Annotated in this window: 25 protein-coding genes and 1 tRNA gene; 12 read left to right on the top strand and 14 right to left on the bottom strand. The window is 45.8% G+C overall.

The window, feature by feature from the left end; genetic code table 11:
- Positions 1 to 7 precede the first annotated feature (7 nt).
- Positions 8 to 3,268, bottom strand: coding sequence for a carbamoyl-phosphate synthase large subunit (carB, locus tag ACFSKO_RS12320; protein WP_380251951.1), 3,261 nt, complete (start codon positions 3,266 to 3,268; stop codon positions 8 to 10).
- A 119-nt stretch (positions 3,269 to 3,387) separates the two neighbouring features.
- Entirely contained in the window at positions 3,388 to 4,605 is a 1,218-nt protein-coding gene (carA, locus tag ACFSKO_RS12315; RefSeq protein ID WP_380252275.1) for a glutamine-hydrolyzing carbamoyl-phosphate synthase small subunit, read from the bottom strand.
- A gap of 212 nt (positions 4,606 to 4,817) precedes the next feature.
- Between carA and ACFSKO_RS12310 the strand changes: the two genes are divergently transcribed.
- The 6 genes from ACFSKO_RS12310 to ACFSKO_RS12285 all read left to right on the top strand — a co-directional run bounded on the left by ACFSKO_RS12310 (position 4,818) and on the right by ACFSKO_RS12285 (position 11,330).
- Positions 4,818 to 5,270: a GatB/YqeY domain-containing protein gene (locus ACFSKO_RS12310; protein ID WP_380252273.1), complete on the top strand. Its 453-nt coding sequence runs from the start codon at positions 4,818 to 4,820 to the stop codon at positions 5,268 to 5,270.
- A gap of 199 nt (positions 5,271 to 5,469) precedes the next feature.
- Positions 5,470 to 7,476, top strand: a complete 2,007-nt coding sequence (gene dnaG / locus ACFSKO_RS12305) for a DNA primase (RefSeq protein ID WP_380251949.1) — start codon at positions 5,470 to 5,472, stop codon at positions 7,474 to 7,476.
- 75 nt (positions 7,477 to 7,551) lie between these two features.
- On the top strand, positions 7,552 to 9,576 hold the full coding sequence (gene rpoD / locus ACFSKO_RS12300) for an RNA polymerase sigma factor RpoD (RefSeq protein WP_380251947.1): 2,025 nt from the start codon (positions 7,552 to 7,554) through the stop codon (positions 9,574 to 9,576).
- A 32-nt stretch (positions 9,577 to 9,608) separates the two neighbouring features.
- Complete coding sequence (locus tag ACFSKO_RS12295; protein WP_380251945.1) at positions 9,609 to 10,094, top strand: ASCH domain-containing protein; 486 nt, start codon at positions 9,609 to 9,611, stop codon at positions 10,092 to 10,094.
- Positions 10,095 to 10,235: 141 nt separating this feature from the next.
- On the top strand, positions 10,236 to 11,144 hold the full coding sequence (locus ACFSKO_RS12290; RefSeq protein ID WP_380251943.1) for an MBL fold metallo-hydrolase: 909 nt from the start codon (positions 10,236 to 10,238) through the stop codon (positions 11,142 to 11,144).
- Between the two features lie 109 nt (positions 11,145 to 11,253).
- Positions 11,254 to 11,330 (top strand) — tRNA-Ile (locus ACFSKO_RS12285).
- Between the two features lie 16 nt (positions 11,331 to 11,346).
- On the opposite strand, the gene ACFSKO_RS12280 is transcribed toward ACFSKO_RS12285, so the two are convergent.
- The 5 genes from ACFSKO_RS12280 to ACFSKO_RS12260 form a co-directional block, all read right to left on the bottom strand.
- Entirely contained in the window at positions 11,347 to 11,808 is a 462-nt protein-coding gene (locus ACFSKO_RS12280; protein WP_380251941.1) for a hypothetical protein, read from the bottom strand.
- A 56-nt stretch (positions 11,809 to 11,864) separates the two neighbouring features.
- Positions 11,865 to 12,473 (bottom strand): DNA-3-methyladenine glycosylase I, encoded by a 609-nt coding sequence (locus ACFSKO_RS12275; RefSeq protein ID WP_380251939.1) that lies wholly within the window; start codon positions 12,471 to 12,473, stop codon positions 11,865 to 11,867.
- Positions 12,474 to 12,525: 52 nt separating this feature from the next.
- Positions 12,526 to 12,828: a YciI family protein gene (locus ACFSKO_RS12270; protein WP_380251937.1), complete on the bottom strand. Its 303-nt coding sequence runs from the start codon at positions 12,826 to 12,828 to the stop codon at positions 12,526 to 12,528.
- Between the two features lie 61 nt (positions 12,829 to 12,889).
- Complete coding sequence (locus ACFSKO_RS12265; RefSeq protein ID WP_380251935.1) at positions 12,890 to 13,462, bottom strand: TetR/AcrR family transcriptional regulator; 573 nt, start codon at positions 13,460 to 13,462, stop codon at positions 12,890 to 12,892.
- A gap of 172 nt (positions 13,463 to 13,634) precedes the next feature.
- Positions 13,635 to 14,258 (bottom strand): class I SAM-dependent methyltransferase, encoded by a 624-nt coding sequence (locus ACFSKO_RS12260; protein ID WP_380251933.1) that lies wholly within the window; start codon positions 14,256 to 14,258, stop codon positions 13,635 to 13,637.
- Positions 14,259 to 14,433: 175 nt separating this feature from the next.
- Here ACFSKO_RS12260 and ACFSKO_RS12255 point away from each other — a divergent pair, with 175 nt between their 5' ends.
- Positions 14,434 to 14,883 (top strand): hypothetical protein, encoded by a 450-nt coding sequence (locus ACFSKO_RS12255; RefSeq protein WP_380251931.1) that lies wholly within the window; start codon positions 14,434 to 14,436, stop codon positions 14,881 to 14,883.
- 1 nt (position 14,884) lies between these two features.
- Positions 14,885 to 15,103, top strand: coding sequence for a helix-turn-helix transcriptional regulator (locus tag ACFSKO_RS12250; RefSeq protein WP_380251929.1), 219 nt, complete (start codon positions 14,885 to 14,887; stop codon positions 15,101 to 15,103).
- A gap of 92 nt (positions 15,104 to 15,195) precedes the next feature.
- On the opposite strand, the gene ACFSKO_RS12245 is transcribed toward ACFSKO_RS12250, so the two are convergent.
- The 4 genes from ACFSKO_RS12245 to ACFSKO_RS12230 are packed head-to-tail and all read right to left on the bottom strand — an operon-like array spanning position 15,196 to position 18,105.
- Positions 15,196 to 16,206, bottom strand: a complete 1,011-nt coding sequence (locus ACFSKO_RS12245; protein ID WP_380251927.1) for a zinc-binding alcohol dehydrogenase family protein — start codon at positions 16,204 to 16,206, stop codon at positions 15,196 to 15,198.
- Positions 16,203 to 16,592: a cupin domain-containing protein gene (locus ACFSKO_RS12240; protein WP_380251925.1), complete on the bottom strand. Its 390-nt coding sequence runs from the start codon at positions 16,590 to 16,592 to the stop codon at positions 16,203 to 16,205. Before ACFSKO_RS12240 ends, ACFSKO_RS12245 begins: the two co-directional genes overlap by 4 nt.
- Positions 16,589 to 17,692, bottom strand: coding sequence for an alkene reductase (locus ACFSKO_RS12235; protein WP_380251923.1), 1,104 nt, complete (start codon positions 17,690 to 17,692; stop codon positions 16,589 to 16,591). The genes ACFSKO_RS12240 and ACFSKO_RS12235 overlap by 4 nt, the downstream gene beginning before the upstream one ends.
- Positions 17,693 to 17,727: 35 nt before the next feature.
- Positions 17,728 to 18,105 (bottom strand): VOC family protein, encoded by a 378-nt coding sequence (locus ACFSKO_RS12230; protein ID WP_380251921.1) that lies wholly within the window; start codon positions 18,103 to 18,105, stop codon positions 17,728 to 17,730.
- A 108-nt stretch (positions 18,106 to 18,213) separates the two neighbouring features.
- Here ACFSKO_RS12230 and ACFSKO_RS12225 point away from each other — a divergent pair, with 108 nt between their 5' ends.
- Positions 18,214 to 19,128, top strand: coding sequence for a LysR family transcriptional regulator (locus ACFSKO_RS12225; RefSeq protein ID WP_380251919.1), 915 nt, complete (start codon positions 18,214 to 18,216; stop codon positions 19,126 to 19,128).
- 46 nt (positions 19,129 to 19,174) lie between these two features.
- Here ACFSKO_RS12225 and ACFSKO_RS12220 read toward each other — a convergent pair whose 3' ends face one another.
- From ACFSKO_RS12220 to ACFSKO_RS12210, 3 genes are all read right to left on the bottom strand, one after another.
- Positions 19,175 to 19,633, bottom strand: a complete 459-nt coding sequence (locus ACFSKO_RS12220) for a GNAT family N-acetyltransferase (protein WP_380251917.1) — start codon at positions 19,631 to 19,633, stop codon at positions 19,175 to 19,177.
- A gap of 76 nt (positions 19,634 to 19,709) precedes the next feature.
- Positions 19,710 to 20,807, bottom strand: a complete 1,098-nt coding sequence (locus ACFSKO_RS12215; RefSeq protein WP_380251915.1) for a saccharopine dehydrogenase family protein — start codon at positions 20,805 to 20,807, stop codon at positions 19,710 to 19,712.
- Positions 20,789 to 21,427, bottom strand: a complete 639-nt coding sequence (locus ACFSKO_RS12210; protein WP_380251913.1) for a DUF4166 domain-containing protein — start codon at positions 21,425 to 21,427, stop codon at positions 20,789 to 20,791. The genes ACFSKO_RS12215 and ACFSKO_RS12210 overlap by 19 nt, the downstream gene beginning before the upstream one ends.
- A gap of 152 nt (positions 21,428 to 21,579) precedes the next feature.
- On the opposite strand from ACFSKO_RS12210, the gene ACFSKO_RS12205 reads away from it, so the two are divergent.
- The 3 genes from ACFSKO_RS12205 (at position 21,580) to ACFSKO_RS12195 (ending at position 23,055) form a co-directional block, all read left to right on the top strand.
- On the top strand, positions 21,580 to 22,059 hold the full coding sequence (locus ACFSKO_RS12205; protein WP_380251911.1) for a DUF2269 family protein: 480 nt from the start codon (positions 21,580 to 21,582) through the stop codon (positions 22,057 to 22,059).
- A 146-nt stretch (positions 22,060 to 22,205) separates the two neighbouring features.
- Positions 22,206 to 22,664 (top strand): PAS domain-containing protein, encoded by a 459-nt coding sequence (locus ACFSKO_RS12200; protein WP_380251909.1) that lies wholly within the window; start codon positions 22,206 to 22,208, stop codon positions 22,662 to 22,664.
- 151 nt (positions 22,665 to 22,815) lie between these two features.
- Positions 22,816 to 23,055 carry a YdcH family protein gene (locus ACFSKO_RS12195; RefSeq protein WP_380251907.1) on the top strand — a complete coding sequence of 80 codons (240 nt, stop codon included), beginning with the start codon at positions 22,816 to 22,818 and terminating at the stop codon, positions 23,053 to 23,055.
- Positions 23,056 to 23,082: the final 27 nt, after the last annotated feature.

Raw genomic sequence — 23,082 nt, 5'->3', positions numbered from 1 at the left:
GTTTAAATTAGAACGAATTAGTAAAGTAGGCCTGAAGTGGCTCGACTTCAAGTAGTCCCGTGTGTTTTGCTTTTAAAGCCTCAACCATGGCACGCGCACCATTGGCTGTTGTGAAGTAAGGAACAGAGGTATCCAGAGCGCCACGACGGATATCAAAGCTATCCGCAATCGCTTTTGCACCCTCGGTTGTGTTGATAATCAGATGAACTTCACCGGACTTAATTGTGTCGGCAATATTAGGGCGGCCTTCACGAACTTTAAGGACTTTTTCCACGGCGAATCCTTTTTCTTGAAGATAGGTTGCTGTTCCGCTGGTGGCGACAAGGTTGTAGCCCATCTCAATTAAGTCACCAGCCAAAGCTTCCATCACTTTTTTGTCACGATCCTTTACAGAGATAAAGACCGTTCCTTTGAGAGGTAGATCAATGCCAGCGGCCATCTGTGACTTTAAGAACGCGCGACCAAAAGATGTATCCAGTCCCATGACTTCGCCAGTTGAACGCATTTCCGGGCCAAGCATAACGTCGACGCCGAGGAAACGGTTGAACGGGAACACGGCTTCTTTAATCGCAATATGGTCGCCGCGATCGTGAATTAAATCAATATTGGCAAGTTTTTCACCGGCCATAACGCGCGAAGCAATTTTAGCAACTGCGTTACCTGTCGCCTTGGCAACAAAAGGAACGGTGCGACTGGCACGTGGGTTTACTTCAAGGATGTAAATCACATTATCTTTGACTGCGAACTGAACGTTCATCAAGCCAACCACATTGAGTGCCAGTGCGAGCTTCTTGGTTTGAACTGTAATTTCATCAAGAATGTTTTGTGCTAAGCTGTATGGGGGCAGAGAACAAGCTGAATCGCCAGAGTGTATCCCGGCTTCTTCAATGTGCTCCATAATCGCAGCGACAAAAACTTCCTGACCATCACAAATTGCATCAACATCAACTTCGATAGCGTCTTGTAAGTAGCTGTCAAGAAGTACAGGGTTTTTACCAGATACCTGAACCGCGGTGTTGATATAGCGTTCGAGCTGTGCAGTTTCATGAATGATTTCCATGGCGCGGCCACCTAAAACGTAGGATGGTCTGATAACCACTGGGAAACCAATTTTCTCAGCAACAGCGAATGCTTCTTCTTTTGTTGTTGCGGTTCCATTGACGGGCTGACGCAGATCAAGGCTTTGTAGGAGCTGCTGAAAACGTTCACGGTCTTCTGCGAGGTCAATGGCGTCCGGTGAAGTGCCCAGAATAGGGATGCCTGCATCTTCCAAGGCTTGAGAAAGCTTCAGAGGAGTTTGGCCGCCAAATTGGACGATCACACCCTTGAGGGTGCCGTTGCTCTGCTCTTTGCGTGCAATTTCAATAACGTCTTCGCCTGTGAGAGGCTCAAAATACAAACGATCAGAAGTATCGTAATCTGTTGAAACTGTTTCCGGATTACAGTTGACCATAATGGTCTCGTACCCAGCTTCACTCAACGCATAAGCCGCGTGAACACAACAGTAATCGAACTCGATGCCTTGTCCAATACGGTTCGGGCCGCCACCGAGGATCATGATTTTATCACGGTCAGTTGGCTCTGATTCACATTCTGCGGGATTAACCCCATCACCTTCGTAACAAGAATACATGTAAGGCGTTGTTGAGGGGAACTCACCTGCGCAGGTATCAATCCGCTTGAATACAGGGAGAACATCAAGACTTCGGCGAAGCGTAGAAACTTGTGCTTCAGTTTGCCCCGTGATTTCTGCCAGACGTTCGTCTGCAAAGCCCATCTTTTTCAGATTGAGAAAAGATTGACGATCTTTTGGAAGGCCGTTTTTACGAACGTTTTCTTCGAGGATCACGACATCTTCGATCTGACGCAGGAACCACGGATCAAATTTGGTGACTTCAAAAATTTCTTCAATACTCAAACCGTGACGTATGGCTTGTGCAATCGTCAGCATACGGTCCTTGGTCGGTTTGGCGAGGAAGGAGCGAATAGCATCCTTATCCACGTTGCCATTGCCATCAACCGCACCAGGAATGTTGACTTCGTTAAAACCTGTAAGGCCGGTTTCCATGGACCGTAGAGCTTTTTGAACTGATTCTGCAAAGCAACGACCAATAGACATGGCTTCACCAACAGATTTCATCGCTGTGGTTAGATAATCTTCAGCTCCGGGGAATTTCTCAAAGGTGAAGCGTGGTATCTTGGTGACGACATAATCAATGGTTGGCTCAAAGGACGCCGGAGTTACTTTGGTGATATCGTTTTTAAGTTCATCAAGCGTGTAACCGACAGCAAGCTTGGCTGCGATTTTGGCAATCGGGAAACCTGTCGCTTTTGATGCCAGAGCAGAAGAACGGGAAACACGCGGGTTCATCTCAATGACGACAAGTTCGCCGTTCTCAGGGTTCATACCGAACTGAACGTTGGAACCGCCTGTATCAACACCAATTTCACGCAAGCAGGCAATCGAAGCATCTCTCAGGATTTGGTATTCTTTGTCGGTCAGAGTCAGTGCCGGGGCTACCGTCACAGAATCTCCGGTATGGATACCCATCGGATCTACGTTTTCGATTGAGCAGATGATGATACAGTTATCCGCGCTGTCGCGAACAACTTCCATTTCGTATTCTTTCCAGCCAAGAACAGATTGCTCAACCAGTACTTCAGTTGTCGGAGAGGCTTTCAGACCGCTTTTGATAATGTCTTCGAACTCTTCAAGATTGTACGCTATACCGCCACCTGTGCCGCCCATGGTGAAGGACGGACGAATGATGGCTGGAAGTTTTACTTCTTCTAAAGCAGCAAGGGCTTCCTCGTATGTGTGTGCAACGCTCGAACGGGGAGACTTGAGGCCAATTTTTTCCATTGCTGTACGGAAAAGTAGGCGGTCCTCAGCTTTTTCAATAACGTCAGCCTTGGCACCGATCATTTCAACGCCGTGCTTTTTAAGAACGCCAGAGTGTTCTAGAGAGAGGCCAATATTGAGAGCTGTTTGTCCGCCCATTGTTGGGAGAAGTGCATCGGGTTTTTCTTTCTCGATGATTTTCTCAACCATTTCCGGGGTGATAGGCTCAATATATGTTGCATCGGCAAGGCCAGGGTCTGTCATGATCGTCGCAGGATTAGAGTTGACCAGAATGACCCGGTAACCTTCTTCTCGCAGGGCTTTACAAGCTTGTGTGCCTGAATAGTCAAATTCACAGGCCTGACCGATGATGATCGGTCCAGCACCGATGATCATGATGGATTTGATGTCAGTTCTTTTAGGCATGTTCTGCTTTGCTCATCTTTTGTCTGTTTGCTTATGTAAGGTCCGTGAGGACGTTTAAGCTGTTCAGCTGTCTGTTAAAGCAGTGGCGGCCGCTTTTGTCTCAGCGCCGCCACAATAAATTACTTAGCAATCACTTTTCGGCGGGCTACCATGAGGTCACGGAACCGTTTGAAAAGGTATTGACTGTCTTGAGGACCAGGAGAAGCTTCGGGGTGATACTGTACCGAGAAAACCGGCCGCCCTTTAAGGCGAATTCCCTGATTGGTCTCGTCAAAGAGAGATATATGGGTTTCTTCAACGTTTTCAGGAAGGCTCGCTTTGTCCACCATAAAGCCATGGTTCTGACTGGTGATTTCAACCTTGTTGGTGGTGAAATCTTTAACCGGATGATTGGCACCTCGATGTCCCAGGTGCATCTTCTTGGTTTCTGCCCCAAGCGCCAGCGCCAAAATTTGGTGGCCAAGGCAAATACCAAAGATCGGGAGATCTTCGTGTGCCAGTAACTCTTTCACCATGGGGATTGCGTATTTACCTGTTGCCGCAGGGTCGCCTGGACCGTTGGAGAGGAAAACGCCGTCAGGGTTGTGGGCAAGTATTTCTTTGGCTGTCGCATCGGCACGGACCACAGTAACTTTACAGCCTTGAGAAGCAAGAGAGCGAAGAATGTTTCGCTTGGCACCAAAATCAACAGCGACCACATGGAACTCAGGGTCGGAAAGGTTTTGATATCCTTTTTCCAGATCCCAGCGTTTTTCATTCCATTCGGATGTTTGCGCGCAAGTTACATCCTTAGCCAAGTCCATGCCATTCAGGCCAGGCCAGTTCCTTGCCTTTTGACGCAAGGCTTCCAGATCAAATTTTCCGTCTGCGTGATAGGCAATGCAGCCATGAGGCGCGCCATTGTCACGAATAAGGCGGGTAAGCACACGGGTATCTATCCCGGAGATTGCGCTTAAACTATGAGATTTAAGCCAAGCGTCTAAACCACGAGTCGCACGCCAGTTTGAAGGCTGTGTGATATCCATACGGAAGATGGCACCACGAGAAGAAGGTGAAGTCGTCTCGATATCTTCATCGTTGGTGCCGACATTTCCTATGTGTGGAAATGTAAAGGTGATGATTTGGCCAGCATAGGATGGGTCGGTCAGGATTTCTTGGTAGCCAGTCATAGAAGTGTTGAAGCACACTTCAGCGACGGCTTCTCCTTCAGCTCCGAGACCTTTCCCCCAAAAGACCTGGCCACTTGCTAAAACCAAAGCGGCGGTAGCTCCTGCGGGTTGCTGGCATGCGGAATCAACAGCCCCTGTCTGAGAGACGGGGGTTTCATTCGATTTCATAGTACTCATGGATGGGGCGTCCTCTAGGCAGACGAAAGCGTCAGCGATTTAATAGCTGAGGCCTTTGTATAAGCATAAGTTCCTTTGAGGTCAAGAAAAACACAAAAAGAAAATATTGTTTAATAACAGGTAGTTATGGCATTTATGAATCTTTGCCATTTTCTTTTTTATGGAGTAGGTTCTCTTCCTTTCTAACATGTTCGGGGCAAATGATGCTACGTAACAGCTTGAATGACACACTCAAAGACGCTATGCGCAACAAAGATAAGCAAGCAATTTCAACGCTTAGACTTATTTTGGCAGCGCTAAAGGACCGCGATATCGCGGCGCGTGGCGAGGGTCATGATCCTATCGGTGAAGATGATGTACTGGAAATGCTCCAGAAGATGATCCGCCAAAGAAGAGATTCTATCGAAATGTACGAAAAAGCTGGTCGTACAGAACTTGCAGAGCGCGAGCAAAGCGAGATCGGTATAATTGAAGGCTTTCTTCCAAAGCAAATGTCTGAGGAAGAAGTTGAACAGATTGTTGTAGATCTTATCGCTGAGCTTGGGGCCGATTCCATTAAAGATATGGGAAAAGTTATGGGCGCGCTAAAAGGTAAGTACGCTGGCAAAATGGATTTTGGTAAAGCAAGTGCGGTTGTAAAAACCAAGCTGGTATAAAATTACTTAAGACGACTTAATAAGAGCAGAACTCATGGGTGACCATCGGGTTCTGTTTTCTTTTCTGCTCTATATTCCGATATCATCGTATTATTTGTGTGCCTTCACCTAGAGACACAATCTATGCTGTGGTAAATCTATGTTGTGGTAAGTTTTTTTCTAGGATCTAAGGGACGACGGGTTGGGAACACGACTTTCAATGTCATTCACACCAGAATTTTTGGATGAACTGCGCGCCCGCGTGCCTGTTTCCGGTGTGGTTGGTCGCAAGGTCAAGTTGATCAAGCGAGGCCGAGAGTTTAGCGGCCTTTGTCCTTTCCATAATGAAAAGAGCCCTTCTTTTACCGTTAATGATGATAAGGGGTTTTACCACTGCTTTGGCTGTGGTGCCCATGGCGATGTCATCACCTTTGTGACGGAAACAGAGGGACTGTCTTTCCCAGAATCCGTAGAACGTTTGGCAGATCAGGCAGGACTTCAGGTTCCCAAGGCCAGTAAAGAAGAAGCTGAGAAGTCAAAAAAACGCGCCAGCCTTTACGATGTCATGGAAGATGTGGCGCGCTGGTTTGAAGAGCAGCTGGCAAGCAGTGAAGGCAAGGAAGCCCGCGAGTATATAAACCGTCGTGGATTACGCGCTGAGACCGTTAATCGGTTCCGTCTTGGGTTGGCGCCTATGCAACGTGGTCTGCTGCGTAAGACGATGAATGCACGTGGGATCGATGATCAACAATTGGTTGATGTTGGGGTCATTAAACAAAATGAAGACAGTGGAAGCTCTGATGGGTCTAAACGAGATGAGTTCTGGGAATATTTTAATCACCGGTTAATGTTCCCCATTACGGATCGTAGAGGCCGCATTATTGCCTTTGGTGGCCGTGCCCTTGGGGATAGTAAGGCAAAGTATCTGAATTCTCCTGAAACGATTCTTTTTCACAAAGGCAGGATTCTTTACAATCTGGCATATGCGCGACAGGCCGCTCACGACATGGGTGAAGTGATTGTGACTGAAGGCTATATGGATGTGATTGCATTATCTCAGGCTGGTTTCCCGGCTGCCGTGGCACCCCTGGGTACGGCTGTGACCGAGGATCAGATTCAAGAACTTTGGCGCATGGTGTCAGAACCGACATTATGTCTGGATGGGGATACGGCAGGTATTCGTGCAGCTTACCGTGTCGTCGACAGAGCTTTGCCGATTGTTCAGCCCGGGAAGTCCCTTAAGTTTGTAACGCTGCCTGAGGGGGAGGACCCCGACAGTATTATACAAACTCAAGGTTCCGCAACTATGCGTGAGTTTCTTTCTCAGGCTCGCCCTCTATCCGAAATGTTGTGGCGAAAAACCGTTGAAGGCGTTGATATTGAAACACCTGAACGGCGGGCAGCACTGAAGGCTGAGCTACGCAAACAAATCGGTGTTATTGTTGATAAAGATTTAAAGTTTGAATACCAAAAGGATATGTTCCGCCGCTTTGATGCTTTGACTGGTGCAAGTAATAATCAAGGGAGCGGAAATTCCGGGGGTGGGCAAAATCCGAGGGGCGGTTATCAACAGAACGCTTATCAGGGGTACAACCAGCCTTATAATAAGCAGAATTACAAAAGCCAGAATCGGACCCCTTGGGGAGTTGGCCGAGGGGGCGCACGTGGCAAGGGAAAGGATTCGTTCAATCCTGACCCACGGATACCCAGAGCGAGCGTGTCTCCAAGATTATTAGCACGGCGTCAGGAACAACTTTTGCTGGCAACGCTGGTAAATCACCCTGGCGTATTGACCAAACACCTAGAGGATCTGGCGACTTTGAGGCTTCCAAGCCAAGATTTTAATGTCGTGTTGCAAGATCTTGTCGATGCGATTGTAAGAGACCCAGATCTTGACAGAGAGGCACTTAAATGCCAACTGTGCGATAAGGGATATTCTCGATTATTGGATGAACTCTTGAGCCCCGCTGTTTTGGATCACGGTAAATTTGCGAGACCAGCTACAGACAGCACCGCTGCTGAGCATGGCGTGACGCATATTGCGGCTATGTTCCGTGAAAAACAGGCAGAGCAGGATAAGGGAGTTCAAAGTCGTGAATTTGCGGCGAATATGGACGAAACGGGATTGACTCAGCTGGAGGCGCATAAGCAACTCCGGCAGGAAGTATCTGGGGTGGCTATCGATTTAGATAGTTATGACCCAGATGCTTACGAAGACAGTCAATGAGCGTTAGGAGAGGGCACGTGGACTATTGATCGAATAGGCTGGCGTGCTGAATTGCTATTTGGGGTACAAGGTTAAATGGTAACCAAGGCGACCGAAAACGCTGAAAAAAGCACAGAAACTCGTGAAGAAACTTCTGATGCGCCGTTGATGGATGTAACATCAGCGACGGTCAAGAAGATGATCGCGAAGGCAAAAGAAGTTGGCTACGTCACTTATGACGAGCTTAACAAAGTATTGCCTTCCGATGAAATGTCTTCCGAGCAAATCGAAGACATTATGGCCCTGCTCTCTGAGATGGGTATTAATGTTGTCGAAAACGAAGAATCAGATGACTCTGTCGATGAAGAGGCAAAAACCGACGAAGCCGTCGTTGGTAATGTCAAAGAAGAGGAAGTCGGGCGTACCGATGATCCTGTTCGGATGTATCTTCGTGAGATGGGGACGGTGGAACTCCTTTCTCGTGAAGGCGAGATTGCGATTGCCAAGCGTATTGAGGCTGGTCGCGATAAAATGATCGGTGGGATCTGTGAGAGCCCCTTGACCATTCGTTCGTTGCTGCACTGGCGCGAAGGTTTGATGGAAGGAAACCTGCTTCTCAGAGATATTATCGATCTGGATGCTACATACGGTAGCGGCCCGAACGATGATGATATTGCTTTCGAAGAATCTGGCGCTGGTGACAAAGCTGATGTTGATGACGAACTCGTCTCTCAACCCGGCGCAAAAGTCACCGACGATGATGACGACGATAAGCCAGCCAAGCCTGAAGGTGAAGAAGGCGAAGCTGCCAAGGTTGAGGAAGACGACGACGACGATGATGGCGAAGAGAACAACATGTCTCTCGCTGCCATGGAAGAAGCTCTTCTGCCACAAGTTCTTGAAATGTTGGAAAGTATTGCTGATCATCAGCATAAAATGAGCAAAATCCAGGATAAACGCCTGACATCTTTGCTTGCTGGTGAAAAGGTTGCTGATGCCGTCGAGAAAAAATACGGCAAAATGAAAAACGAAATGATCGAGCTGATGGAAGGGGTTCACTTTAACTCCAATCGTCTCGAACAAATGATGGATCAACTTTACGGCCTCAACAAAAATTTGATGTCTCAGGAGGGCAAACTTCTTCGCCTTGCTGAAAAGTCAGGCGTAGAGCGTAAAGAATTTCTTGATACCTATTTCGGGAGTGAGTTGCATCCGAATTGGCTTGAAGAAATTAAAGGTTATCCTGGTAAAGGCTGGGCAAAATTTGCAGAGCGTTATGCCGAGGATATCACCAAAATCCGCGGCAGTATTTCCAAAGTTGCTGACGAAGTTGGTTTGCCGATTCCTGAGTTCCGCAAGACTGTTAAAGTCGTGCAGACCAGTGAAAAAGAAGCCAGCCGCGCCAAGACTGAAATGGTTGAAGCCAACCTTCGTCTCGTGATTTCTATTGCCAAGAAGTACACCAACCGTGGCCTTCAGTTCCTGGATCTTATTCAAGAAGGTAATATTGGTCTGATGAAGGCGGTTGATAAGTTTGAATATCGCCGTGGTTACAAGTTCTCGACCTATGCGACATGGTGGATTCGTCAGGCTATTACCCGTTCTATTGCGGATCAGGCCCGGACAATCCGTATTCCTGTTCACATGATTGAAACCATCAATAAGCTGGTTCGTACCAGCCGTCAGATGCTTCATGAAATTGGCCGTGAACCACAGCCGGAAGAATTGGCAGAACGTCTGGGCATGCCGCTTGAAAAAGTGCGCAAGGTCCTAAAGATTGCCAAGGAACCGATTTCGCTTGAAACCCCGATTGGGGATGAGGAAGACAGTCATCTCGGTGATTTCATCGAAGATAAAAATGCTGTTATTCCTTTGGATTCTGCGATTCAGTCAAACCTGCGTGAGACCACAACCCGTGTTCTCGCCAGTTTGACACCACGTGAAGAGCGCGTACTGCGTATGCGTTTTGGTATCGGCATGAACACCGACCATACTTTGGAAGAAGTTGGTCAGCAGTTCTCGGTTACACGTGAACGTATTCGTCAGATCGAAGCGAAAGCACTGCGTAAACTCAAGCACCCAAGTCGTTCACGTAAACTACGTAGCTTCTTGGATACCTAACGGACGTTGCCTGGTTAGGGTGACATCGGCTAATGGGTGAAAGCCCGAAAAGCACGCGTAAAAAAATGATAGAGGCGTTTTGGAAATCTTGTGGGGATCATATCCCGATGGAGGACTGGAACGCCTCTTTTTCTTCCTGGTCCTTCGGGGACAGTGCTGAACTTGCGGATAAATTATTGGCGCTGGTGCTTTCGGGTGTGAAAACGGCGACCTGCGGCACTTTATTTGATTATGAAGCTGATAATGAAGTGCCACCAGAAGAGGGCAGTTATCACATCCTGACAGACTTTGCGGGCATACCTCATTGTTTGATCCAAATAACTTCTGTGACCCTATCTCCTTTTCGCGATGTTCCGATGGATTTTGCTTTGGCCGAAGGGGAGGGTTCCTACGAAGAATGGCGAGAAGCCCATATTAAATTCTTTAACCGGCGCGCAGAGGAAACATCAAATACCTTTGATGGGGATACCGTTTTGGTGTTGGAGCATTTCAAAGTGGTATACGCAAAAATAAACTAGTTTCGTTTGATACTTTCTCTGGGTACAAAGTACAGATAAGTTGCAAGTTCGGCGTAATATCCTGAATGGGTAAGGGTGTCAGGCGAGAACTAAAGCTAATAGAGAATACGATTGTTTAGGTAGAGTTAGGAGAGCAGAAGTATGGATATCACTCTTTTAGGGACAGGATGCCCTGCGGTACATACGGAGCGTTATGGGGCAGGACAACTTATTCGCCATGCTGGTGTTAAGGGCGAAACACAAATCCTCATTGATTGCGGATCTGGGGTTACCCAGCGCTTGGTCGGATCCGGATCATCAGGTGCCAAACTTGATGCCATTTTACTCACCCATCTGCATTCCGATCATGTTATCGATATCTATCAGGTGATCGTTTCTGCTTGGCATCAGGGGCGTACAAAACCTCAGCGGATTTATGGTCCAACCGGAACGGTTAAATTTGTCGAAGGTTTGATGGCCGTCTGGAAAGAAGAACTGGACCTGCGCATCAAACACGAACGCCGTCCCTCTACGGCCGCACTGGAACTGGATATTACCGAAATCAAAGCTGGTGAGCGATTGCAGTTTAATGAAGTGATTGTTGATGTTATCGCTGTGGATCACCAACCCATTGATCCGGCTTTTGGCTTTGTCTTTGAAGCTCCGAAAAAAAATGGGGAAACAAAGGTAACAACAAAGATCGCCCTGTCCGGTGATACCACCTATTGTCCTGCTTTGATTGAAGCTTCCAAAGGCGTTGATTTATTGGTTCATGAAGTTTTTGTTCATCGCGAAATGCACGTTGTCGAAGGAATACGCTCCGCTGATACTATCGCTGCTGTTGCAGGATATCACACCCTGTCCGATGAAGTGGGTAAGGTTGCAGCCCAGGCTGGCGTTGAGTGCTTATTACTTACTCATATTGTGCCCCCAAACAGTGATCGCGACGATCTGTTGGCAGAAGTGAAAAAATCCTTCGCCGGACCGGTTCTGGTTGGAGAGGATTTAATGCGGGTCGATCCCGTTACAAAAACCGTTTCCTATGGCGCGGCGCGGCTTTCGTACGCCTGATATTACGCGGGTATATTTAGTGTACTGAAATTTTTTATGATTCTGTTACAGAATCGAACATTTAACACTTGAAGATTCGGAGCGCCTGAGCAACATTAGGCGCTCAAGTGGGCCTGTAGTTCAGTTGGTTAGAACCCTCCGCTCATAACGGAGATGTCGCAGGTTCAAGTCCTGCCGGGCCCACCAATTCTTCTTGATCAAATTAATCAAATTCGATCTCTTTATTTCTCAACATATTTTTGCTGTTTAAGTCGAATGAGTATCTTTTGGCGCTGCATTCAAATGTTTCATCCCTGAAATAAAACAGATAATTGTTCTGATCACCTTCATTCTTTTCTAAAAACGTCCATGGATGATTTTGTTCCTGTTCTTTGAAGTCACCTTTGACATGATAGAATTCTCCCCATGATGGAGCTAACAAACTGAACCTGCATTGCCCCATATACCAGCCTTCATCATTCACTTGAGTAAATTTGTACCGTGTACAGTTGTGAAAACGAATATATCCAACGTCGTTTTCATTAAACTCTTCAAATACAAAGTGGTTTATAAAGAACTTCAATATTAGATCTGTGCCATCCACTATTAGCTTAGAAGCAGGTGCATTTGGATCTGCATTCCAGTCTTTGTTCAGGTGGATGAAGTGTGTTGATTGGGTGCTCATTGAGGTCTTTAAATTTATTACTTGAGTGGCGTATTTATCCGCTTTTATTTATTGGCTCAAAGTGGACGGTTAAATTTGTTGCGAGCTTGCTCAACTTTTTCCCGGCATATACAGCCTTCAACATGATCATTGATCAGACCCATGGCTTGGATAAAGGCGTAGGCTGTTGTGGGGCCGACGAATTTCCAGCCGCGTTTTTTAAGTTCTTTTGAGAGAGCGATTGATTCTGGTGAGGTCGTTTGCGTCTGTGGTTTACCGTGCGTTTTGGGATCGGGTTCATAGCGCCAAAGGAAGGCTGCAAGTGAGCCTTCGGATTTTACTATTTCTTGTGCGCGTTTTGCATTGTTGATAACGGCTTCGATTTTACCGCGATGGCGAATGATACCCTCATTCTGGAGCAGTACTTTGATGTCCTCTTCATTAAAAAGAGCGACTTTGTCGTAATCAAAATGATGGAACGCTTTACGGAAATTTTCTCGCTTAACTAGAATTGTGCGCCAGCTTAAACCGGATTGAAAACTCTCCAGACATATCTTTTCAAACAAACGTTGATCATCACCAACAGGAAAACCCCATTCCGTATCATGATAGTCGGGAAACTCCGGGGCCGCCCTCGCCCAACTACAGCGTACTTTTCCGTCTGGGCCTGTTACTGTTGTACTCATTTGTTTTTTTCCAGTTGGTCAAAGCCGATTGCAACTTAAAGTCAGAGAAAGCTTATGTGGCAATGCTTTCATCGAGAAGAAATTTTAAACGCTCATCCGTTTTGGCCGGTGTGATCTCTGATATCTCAGTGGTTACGATGTTTTGTGCTACAAAGGGATCTTGGCTTACTCTGTTTTGAAGTTCTGCCATGGTGGTGGCATGTGCTAGAATACCGCCACCAAGATTGGGTTGCAGGCTACCGACAACAAGAAATACCCCGTCATTAAAGCCTTGTTTGATCCATTCTTTGTGGCCATCCATGAATTGGCTGGCTTGGCTTTTATTGTCTGAAAATTTTAGTTGGATGACAAACATTGGATATCTTTCTTTTTGATCTTACAAGTTGATAAGACGTGGATTCAAGATTTGCGACTGCTTATGAGGGGCAGTATTTGTTTAGCCATTCGTTCATCTGGGTAACTTCCTGGGCTATGAATTCTTTATCTCGAAAGGCGTTTGCCAGTGTGGCGACGCCCTGACTGCGGGCGAGAAGGTGCATTGCCAAATTATCTGCATCTGTAGCATGACCTAGAAAGACAAATTGCTGGGCGAGCCATGTTCGAAATAGCGTGAACAGCTTACTTGCGTCGGTTTTAGCGCTATGATCCATTTTGGCCAGTTCGGTACTCAGGGTGCCAACCGGACATCCATATCGCATGATTTTGGTTTGGTTCGTGATCAGGATGTTGATGAAGTGTTTGATGCGGTCTTGGGGGGATTGTCCGGTTATTTCCCACTGCTCCAGCATATCTTGAGTATTTGCCAAACGTAGCTCGATCACTGCGTCGAGAATGTCGTCTTTGGTTTTGAAATGATAATAGAAATTCCCACGCGAAATCCTAACGGCGGCGGCAATGTCAGCAAAGGACGTATGTTCGTACCCTTGCTGATAAAACAACTGATCCGCTGCTTCTATAATGTAGTCACGGGTTGGTTTGCCATCACTCATCAAACACATTCTCTCGTCGAAATAGCATATTAGGACGCTTGACCTATTAATCATCATTAGGGCAATTGTCCTAATTGGTCAAGAGACAGATTTTGGAAGAGTTACCCGATCGAATGGTTCGAGACGTAGAGGTGCTTGGTTTGAGGTTAGATCTGTTAAATAAATAGCAAAATTAGTTGATTCTCCGCGCGACAATAAACACAGATTTTCCTTTTCCCGGTTGCCAAGAGTGGTCAATTTCAAATCCGGCATTGCTCAGGCTCTTGCTTAGGTCTTGTGGGGTGAAAAATTTCACTAAGGGTAAAAGATTAAAGATTTTTCCAATTGCGACGACGGGTTTGAACCATCCCATGCTTCCGGCCAGGCAGACTGTACTGGTAATGAAGAGACCGCCGGGTTTAAGCATCCGATGAGCATTGGTAATGGCGGCTTCTTTATCTTCTAACAAGTGGAGAACACTCATTGCTAAGACGGCATCCATTGACTGGTCAGGAATGCTGAGATCTTCGATGGTTGAATGTTCAAAGGTGATGTTTTGAATGTCTGCTTTGTCGACTTTGTCTTGAGCTATCTTGAGCATGTTTGAAGAGATATCAACCGCACGGATATGCCTTACAAAGGGGGCATGGATTATGGCCGTTGTTCCCGTTCCGCAACCGAGTTCAAGAATTTCCATATCTGGTTTGAAATACCCCTGGGTGATTTGTAATTTCTTTTGGTAGGAAGTTTCGTCAGCGACGGGTGATTTTGAATAGCGATTTGCCATTCGATCCCAAAATTTAGCCGTTGGTGCCATAATCTATCCTTTAACTGTCATGAGAGCTCTATGGAGTGCACTTTGGCTATAATGAAAAGATGAGTCAAATATATTTGACTCTAAGTTATGTTTATTAGACATTGAGTCAGAAAAATAAGACATGTGTCGAATGATGATGAACAGACTCAAAACGAATTATGAAAAGATGATACTGATGTCAGAACAGGAAAGAAGAGTTGGTGTTTCTCTGATAACCACGCTCATAATGTTTGGGGTATTCGGGTTTTATATGTTCGAGCTCTACCAAGACGGAGCAATGAACGGTCCGGATAGTTATCGCCTGATCGGGAAAAGCTTCTTTATTCTTGTTGGCGGCGGCATTGTTGTCAGTATTGTGGTGCATATCCTCTTTACTATTATCCATTCGATCATCATCAAGGACTATGAACCCATGATGAATGATGAGCGGGACAAGTTGTTCGACCTCAAGTCCATGCAGATCATTCTGTTGGTTTTCAGCTTTGGATTTATGGTGTCCATGGGTGTTTTGGCGCTGGACGTCCTCGCGCCTGCGTTGGTTTTCCTCTTGATCATTTTTTCGATGTTCATTGCCAATATTATTGGAGACATCGTGAAATTTTTCCTTTACCGCGGGGGATTATGAGATGGTCAAAGGCCAGATCACCAACAACATTCGCCGATTACGTTTTGACCATGATGAGATGACTCAAAAACAACTGGCGGAAAAAACGGGAGTCTCTCGGCAAACAATCGTGGCCATTGAAAAAGCCAAGTACTCTCCATCACTGGAGCTGGCTTTTCAAATTTCCTATGTGTTTGGGTGTCCGGTTCAGGATGTTTTTTCGTACGAGATTAGGGAATAGTTTTTGGGGCGAATAAATTAAAAACGATTACTTAAAAATTACGGCCCACTTAGGAAAGCAGGCCGTAGTTTTAGGTGAATTTTATCTTCTGCTTAAAAGCCTTCCAGTACGATTTTTCCCTTAACGTTTCCGGCTTCGATCAGGGCATGACTTTTACGGATGTTCTCTGCATTAATGGGAGAGAGAATATCAGAAACCGTTGTGCGTATGTGTCCTGCATCAATTTCTTTAGCTACATAACTCAGTAGTTTGTGTTGCTCAATCATATCAGGCGTATTGTGCATGGCTCGTGCGAACATGAACTCCCAATGCAAGCTGGCGGCTTTCACCTTCATACCAGCCATAGGCATTGGCAAATCCGTATCATCAATCGTGACAATGCCACCTTGGGGACGGATGAGTTCTACTGCGGTTTCCCAATGGCGCATGTCGTTGAAAATGGCAATATGATCCACGTGGTTCATGCCAAGTGTACGTACCTGTTCCACCATATCTTCGCGATGATTAACAACATGATCGGCCCCAAGCTCCTTGACCCAGTTGGTGGTTTCAGGGCGAGATGCTGTTGCAATCACGCTTAAGCCAGCGCGTTTGGCAAGCTGGATACCTATGGAACCGACACCGCCGCCTGCACCAATAATAAGAATGCTTTCGCCTTTGTTTGCGCCGTTGATATCAATCCCGAGGCGATCAAAAAAAGCTTCATAGGCTGTAATGGTGGTTAGGGGTAATGCTGCAGATTGTGCATGGGACAGGGACTTCGGTTTGTGTCCAACAATGCGTTCATCTACCAACTGGAATTCAGCATTGGTACCTGAACGGGTAATGTCGCCAGCGTAATATACTTCATCGCCAACTTTGAACAGGCTGACATCCTCACCAATAGATTCAACAATGCCGCTGGCATCATAACCAATGACACGTGGGGTTTCTTCTATCTTGTCTTTGGGGGCACGAACTTTGGTGTCGACGGGGTTGACAGCGACGGCTTTTACACTGACGAGAATGTCATGGCCAGATGGGGTTGGTTTTTCAAGCTCAGTGTCAAAAAATGCGTTCGGATCTTCAATTGGGAGGTAATGAGTTAAAGCAACTGCTTTCATAACTTTGTTCCTTTAGTTTTTTGAATGCGATGAGTTGGGGCATATGTGTTGGTTTTAAATTCGACGGTGACAAAAACCAAGGGGCTGTCACCGGTGTTGGTCAGGTCGTGAACAAATCCATTTTCAGGGGTAAGATCTGGGAAATGTTGTGTGTCTCCCGCACGGTAAATTATTGGGATGTTGCGTCCATCGTCAAAGCGTGACTGCCCGGTGCCGTCCGATAATACGGTCCAAAAGTAGGGTCGATCATGGCGGTGTGGGGCAATACTTTCTCCGGGTTCAAGCCGTAGGTGCCAGATTTGTATGTCATCTGTGGTATGAACAAGCTCTGTCCCAATCTTGTGATTGCCGTGGCCACGTAAAATTTCTTCACTCGTTAGCGTCATGATGCCTGCTTCCAGGATGGATAATCGCTATAACCTTTGTCCGTTCCACCAAACAGTGTGCCGCCATCAAAATCTGCGAGAGGAAGATCATTATAAAAACGGTGGGGCAGATCTGGGTTGGCAATGAAAGGGCGACCGTAGGCGATGATGTCGGCAAGACCCTCGACAATTATTTGGTCTCCACGTTCTTTGGTGTATTTTCCTGCGACAATAATTTTGCCGGAATAAAGCGCCCTGAGGTCGTGCCGGAATTGATCGGGCACGGTTGGGGCGTCATCCCAATCAGCTTCTGAAAGGTGAATGTAAGTGAGGCCTATGCGGTTAAGCTCTTTTGCAGACTTGAGGATGACGTCGATGATTTCGTCATCGGCCATGTTGCGCTGGGTGATGTAAGGTGACAGGCGAATACCTGTGCGCTCAGCTCCGATTTCAGCAGCAACTGCTTCAGCCACCTCGACCAGAAAGCGAATACGATTCTCTTGTGAACCACCGTATTCGTCTGTTCTATGGTTTGAAGAGCGTCTGAGGAATTGGTCGATAAGATACCCGTTGGCACCGTGGATTTCGACGCCATCAAATCCAGCGGCAATGGCATTGGCTGCGGCTTGACGAAAGTCGTTGACGATGTGGGCAATTTCACTTTTTTCGAGCGCGCGGGGCAGCGGGCAATCCACCATGTTTCCTTTCTCCGTTTTTGGATCTACGATCCAAACTTGGGCATCAGGGGAAAGTGCAGAAGGAGCAACAGGTTTACCATCGGGATGAAAGCTCTCATGACTCATGCGACCTACGTGCCACAACTGTAAAAAGATCCTGCCATCTTTTTTGTGAACGGCATTGGTGACCAGCTTCCAGCCTTCAATGTGAGCTGGAGAAAAGATGCCGGGTGTAAAGGAATAGCCTTGGCCTTGTTGTGATATCTGGGTGGCCTCGCTGATGATCAAACCTGCGGAAGCCCTTTGTGCATAATACTCTGCCATAAGTTCATTTGGAACATCACCGGGTTGGGTCGTGCGTGCGCGGGTCATGGGTGACATGGCAATCCGGTTTGGCATTGTTGTTGAGCCAAGATCCAGAGACTGGAAAAGAGAACGGGTCATAGGGTATTTCCTTAATCATCAATAAATATCAGAAGTCAGTCTGGACTGGGTTCACTAAAGACGGCTTCGAGAAGAGGGCCGCAAGGGGTCCGAAAAAAAAGTCGGCGCTCGTTTATTTCAGGGAGATCCATAGGACTGTAACGGATGCCAAGAAGGTCGAGTTTCTCTCGAAACGTGGTGTAGCCTTTTAAGCGTAGGCCAACGTGATCAAAGGCTTCTGCTGCTCCATCAATTCCGTGGCCGTGAGAGCCAATCAGGTGAATAATGGGTTGGTCATCTGCGTAGAGCCAATGACCAGGAATACGTTGAATAGTGCGAGGACGATTACGCTCTTCCAGATCAAAGACACTGAGAAAGAAGTCGCGTGTAGCCACAAGGTTGCGAGTACGGATGGTAATATGGTCAAGTTGCATAAGGCGTCTCCTTTCGTGATCAATAGATAGCACTTGCTAATGGTCCTGATAATTGAGCAGTATTCGAAATGATATTTTGGAATATCCGAACAATAGAAATGTAATGATATGGATTTGGATAACCTAACCCTCTTTCTACGCATTGTGGAAAAGGGCGGAATGGCGGCAGCAGGGCGAGACCTTGGTCTATCGCCTGCAAGCGTCTCAGAGCGCCTTGCTGCCCTTGAAGTTTATTATGGGGCCCGTCTTTTGACCCGTACCACGCGGTCGATCAGTCTCACGGATGAGGGGAGAGAGTTGGTATCGGGCGCGCGCCGTATACTGGCAGAAGCAGATGAGGTGCAATCGCGTATCAAGCTGGGCGTTGAGAAAATTTCTGGTACAATACATATCAGTGCGCCAATAGATTTGGGTCACAACAGAATTGTCCCTTTGCTGGACGCGTTTATGTGTGAGCATCCCGAAGTGAATATCGACCTGACATTGACGGACGGTTATGTCGACCTCGTTGGGCAAGGTCTTGATCTGGCTCTGCGTCTTGGCGCGTTGTCCGACAGTACTCTGAAGGTCAGAAAGCTTGGCAATAACAGCCGTGTGGTTTGTGCCTCCCCAGATTATCTAAGCACGCATGGTACACCACAGCACCCCGAAGATCTTGTCCACCACAACTGTATAGTGATGCGTTTTGGTAGCCATGTGGATCAGGCGTGGCGGTTTTTAGTTCAAGGAAAAGAACAAAAATTTACTGTCCGTGGTAACCGTATTGTCAATGATGGGCATTTGGTACGCATTTGGTGTCGTGCGGGACACGGGATCGCTTTGAAATCAGAGTGGGATATACAAGATGATCTCAAGACGGGGACGCTGGTGCCAATTTTACAGGACTTCGCTCCAACACCGACAGCATTGCAAATCGTCTATCCAGCAGGATCAATACAGCCACGCCGGGTCCGGTTGTTGATGAACTACATAACGGACTGGTTTGCCTGCAATCCCAATAATCCTTCCATTCAATTTATATGAAAGAGGGTGTAAGTTAGGGGCTTATAGTACTCTGTGCGTGAAGGATTTATACTAAGCTTAAAAACATTTTGGGTAGCATACTGTCCCGAACTTCGGATTTAAGTTCTCCTATCCGTTTACTGCCCATTGCGATATAGAAACCTTCGGCATAGGTATCTGAAATTATTGTTAGGGAACTCCAACCAAGTCTCCTTGCTTTGTTGGTTAAAAGAGCGAACGCTTCTTTGCCATAGCCTTTGCCAATTTGCTCGGGGAGCAACCAAAACTGATCGATCATAGGGCCTTCTTTTCCATCCAGTAACAGTGTCCCCATGCCGATGGTTTTCCCCGAGACTTGGATTAGGTAAGTGTGTGATTTTTTTAAATATTCTATCGTAAATTCTTGCTCAAAATACACACGACATTTATCAAGGAATTCTTGCGGGTAGTCCCAGTAACCCTTAGCCTTATTTGCGATGGAACAGAGTAGCTCTAGGTCATCTGCCGTTGCTTTTACGAGCTTCATTCTCTGTCCTTTCAATCTTTAATACTGTCGAAGAGTATTTACTTTATCAAAAACTACAAAGAACAACGCCATATTATTAAGTCTCTTCTTTATAAGTTTTGATATTATAGGGGGTGAGCTCATGAAGATATTCTTCCAATGAGACCAATCCAACACAGGGCATTGCACCAATTAGGTTTGATTGATTATGGGCGATTTTTTTTGCGAGAATGATTGCGGGTATCGTTGGGATTTGAGGACCATCTCCTTTAAGGGCTATGATAAACCACTTCTTGGTAAGAGTTTTTCCGGCTTGATCTTTGCCTTTGAGGATGATGTGCATTCCACCATCAGATGTTCCTAAAGCATTGAACCAATTGCTTACTTTGAGAAGCCAGTGGGCATGATTTTGTAATTTTACGGGGAGACCTAAACGTATAACCCATGACAATCCCCATAAACCCAAATGCATTGCGCTCAATTCAAGACCTGCAGAAAAGCGAACTCTTTTAATTCCATAATACTCGGGTAGGAGGTCAAGATCAGGAATGTCGCAGTTGGCCATCCATCTGCTGCCCAGTTTAGGATATTTCTGTCGATAGATATCTTGCCAACCGAACCGTTCAGTATTGTCACCTTTGACAGTGCGAAATTTTTGACCAACGTAGCTCATAATGGCTTGAGTTGTGGCGAGGCCGCGTTCAGCTTTTTGTCCGGGGCTAATGCCGTAGGTTATGCTCTTAATTTCAGAAAAATCATCTTTGAAGTGATCGATGACCGCTGAGGAAAGCCCTGGTACGGTGCTGGCGCCGCTAATTACGGCAATGCCTTTTGCTGTGGCTTTGTCATGTAGTGTGTTGATGCCCGTAACAAAATCTCTGCCATCTGAGAGGTCGATGTAAGAGACGTTTTGGTCGATACAGATTTCTGCGACGCTATAGTTACTGTTTTGAAAAGGGCCGCAAGTATTGATAACGACAACGGGCTTGAGTTTTTTTAACTGAGCTTCTAAATTTTCAGTAACATCAAAACAGGCTGAGTTGGTTAAGCCCTTTGGTAGTTCTTGGCAGAAGTTCTCTGCTTTCGCCTTATTTCTTCCCGTTATGATAACGCAGATACCATCAGCAGTGAGAGCCTTAGCAATGCGTTTACCAAAATTGCCGTATCCACCAAGAATTAATACTGACCGTTGCATGAAACTTCCGTTACTTTAAATTCGCCAGCATAGCCAAATGTTGAGCCAAATAAGCCGTGGTTCGCGTGGGTCCACATTGAAAAACGATCTTTTGATAATGGCACTTCTTCGGCATAACCTTTGCCCATAATCAGAGAAAGCGGGATTGGAATCATCCAGCCAAATAATTGCCAGACGTATCCTTCGTGCTGTAAAATAACTTTCTCGCCATCCCATTGATAGCTTAACTTCCAGCCAATTCCAAAGCGCATAAATTCGATTAAGATATTGTCTTTCACATGCTCCATGCGAGAACGAAAGGTAATATCGCCTTTATCCGGGAAGTGAAATATTCGATCAAAGTAGAATGATTTGGATTGCCGCGATCGGTTTTTATCCGATTTATCGTCGCTTCTAAAAATGACGGTGACGGGGATCGCATCTCCAGAATGGGCGAGTAGCATTCCTGTGAACCTTGCCATTAAGCTAACAAAGCGAGAGATTTTAATGTCAAGTTTACCCTTCACCGTAACTTGGTCATCACTATTTGGACGAACGGCGTAGTGTTTTTGCATTACGGAGGGCAGATTGTCCCAATCTTTGCCAAAAACCGATTTGAAAATTGGATCATTCGGGTTCATTTTTGGCTCCAAAAACCTCGGATATAAGAGTGTGGGAGAGTTAGATTGATTTTATTGATGGGTGATATTAAACGAGGAATATGAGAAGAAACAAGTTTATAAGGTAGTTGATTTTACTATTATTTTTTAACGGGCTATGCCTGAATGGTTACATGGAATACTTACTTCTAAAGTGGATTCATATTATCAGCTCTACCATTCTGTTTGGTACAGGGATTGGGAGTGCTTTTTACATGTTTATGGCTAATCGGAACAAAGACCTCAGGGTTATGTATTTTACAATACGTCACGTTGTCATTGCGGATTGGTTTTTTACGACACCTTCAGTAATTATTCAGTTGTTGAGCGGATTATGTCTTGTCCATTTGGGGGGATATGATCTTACAGATACTTGGATTTATTGGGGTCTTGGATTGTATTTTTTTGCTGGAATTTGTTGGTTACCAGTGATTTGGCTACAAATCAAAATGCGAAGTATTATTAAACGTTGCCTAGAGGAGGGGGGTGAGCTGCCGCAACAATATTGGCGAATGAATATGTACTGGATCGTTTTGGGCTCGCTTGCCTTCCCCGCAATTATTTTCGTGTTTTATCTGATGGTTTATAAGCCAAGTGGTCTGATAGATTTATAAAGTCAGGGCTATGAAACTTATTAAATTAGCTCTTCTTTGCTTAAATTTTTTTTGATAATTATTAAATTTTAATAGGATTGTTTTAGTGTGTTATAAGAAAGCTTGTTTTTCGTATCGTATTTGATGAATTTTTTTGGTGGCTGTTCGTGGTACGTGTTTTAGATGCTTGTAATCCTTTAGGGGTCGACAGTGCGCATTTGATTGAATTGTTGCGCTATTGGAAAAGTTTGTTCCCTGTTTCGGGACTGCCTGGTCGACAAAATATCGAGCCATTAAGTATCCCACATATTTTGCCCTATTGTGAATTAATTGATGTACATAACGATCCTCTCGATTTTGAATACCGTTTGATTGGCACCAAAATAGATGCGATCACCCGCGGTAAGTATACAGGATTGAGAGTGAGTGAAATTCCTAGCCAAGTCGCACCGAGTATGATTTTTGATCTTTATCGCAAGGTGGTTGAGCAAAAAGAACCCGTACGTACTGTGTTGCCTTACATTGGTGATGAACCTGGAATTGTTGAGGTTGAGAGTCTGGTGCTTCCTCTTGCCGGGAATGGCAAAGATGTGGATATGCTCCTGGGTGGTATTGCCTTAAATTAAGATAAAAAATAGTCGTGCAGAATGTTTTGGGAAGAATATAACTTCTTCATTCTGTGGCAAATTTTCAATCCCTTGTTGACCTAAGTCAATGTCCGTATCATGCCGCTCCTTTAATCTCATAATTGTAGATGACAGTTATGAGGGAGTGGAAATGTCTCAGCATACACCGCATGAACTTTTGGAAGAATTTCCAGAATACAAAGATAGCATTCACACAAAGAAGCAGTCTGATGCGCATTTCGCAAAGTTGGCGGATGAGTACCACCGGGTCAATCGACTGGTACATCGGCATGAAAGTGAAATCGAAACTCTGAGTGATGACCACATCATTGAGATTAAGAAGGAACGCTTAGCACTGAAAGACACGATCCACTCATTATTAACGGTTTAATTTACTTGTTAAATTCCCCAAGACAAC

It is taken from the genome of Kiloniella antarctica, assembly GCF_042682825.1.
In the GTDB taxonomy this organism is placed as follows: domain Bacteria; phylum Pseudomonadota; class Alphaproteobacteria; order Kiloniellales; family Kiloniellaceae; genus Kiloniella; species Kiloniella antarctica.
Note: the sequence above shows the minus strand (reverse complement) of the source record. Positions and strands in the feature narration are given on the sequence as shown.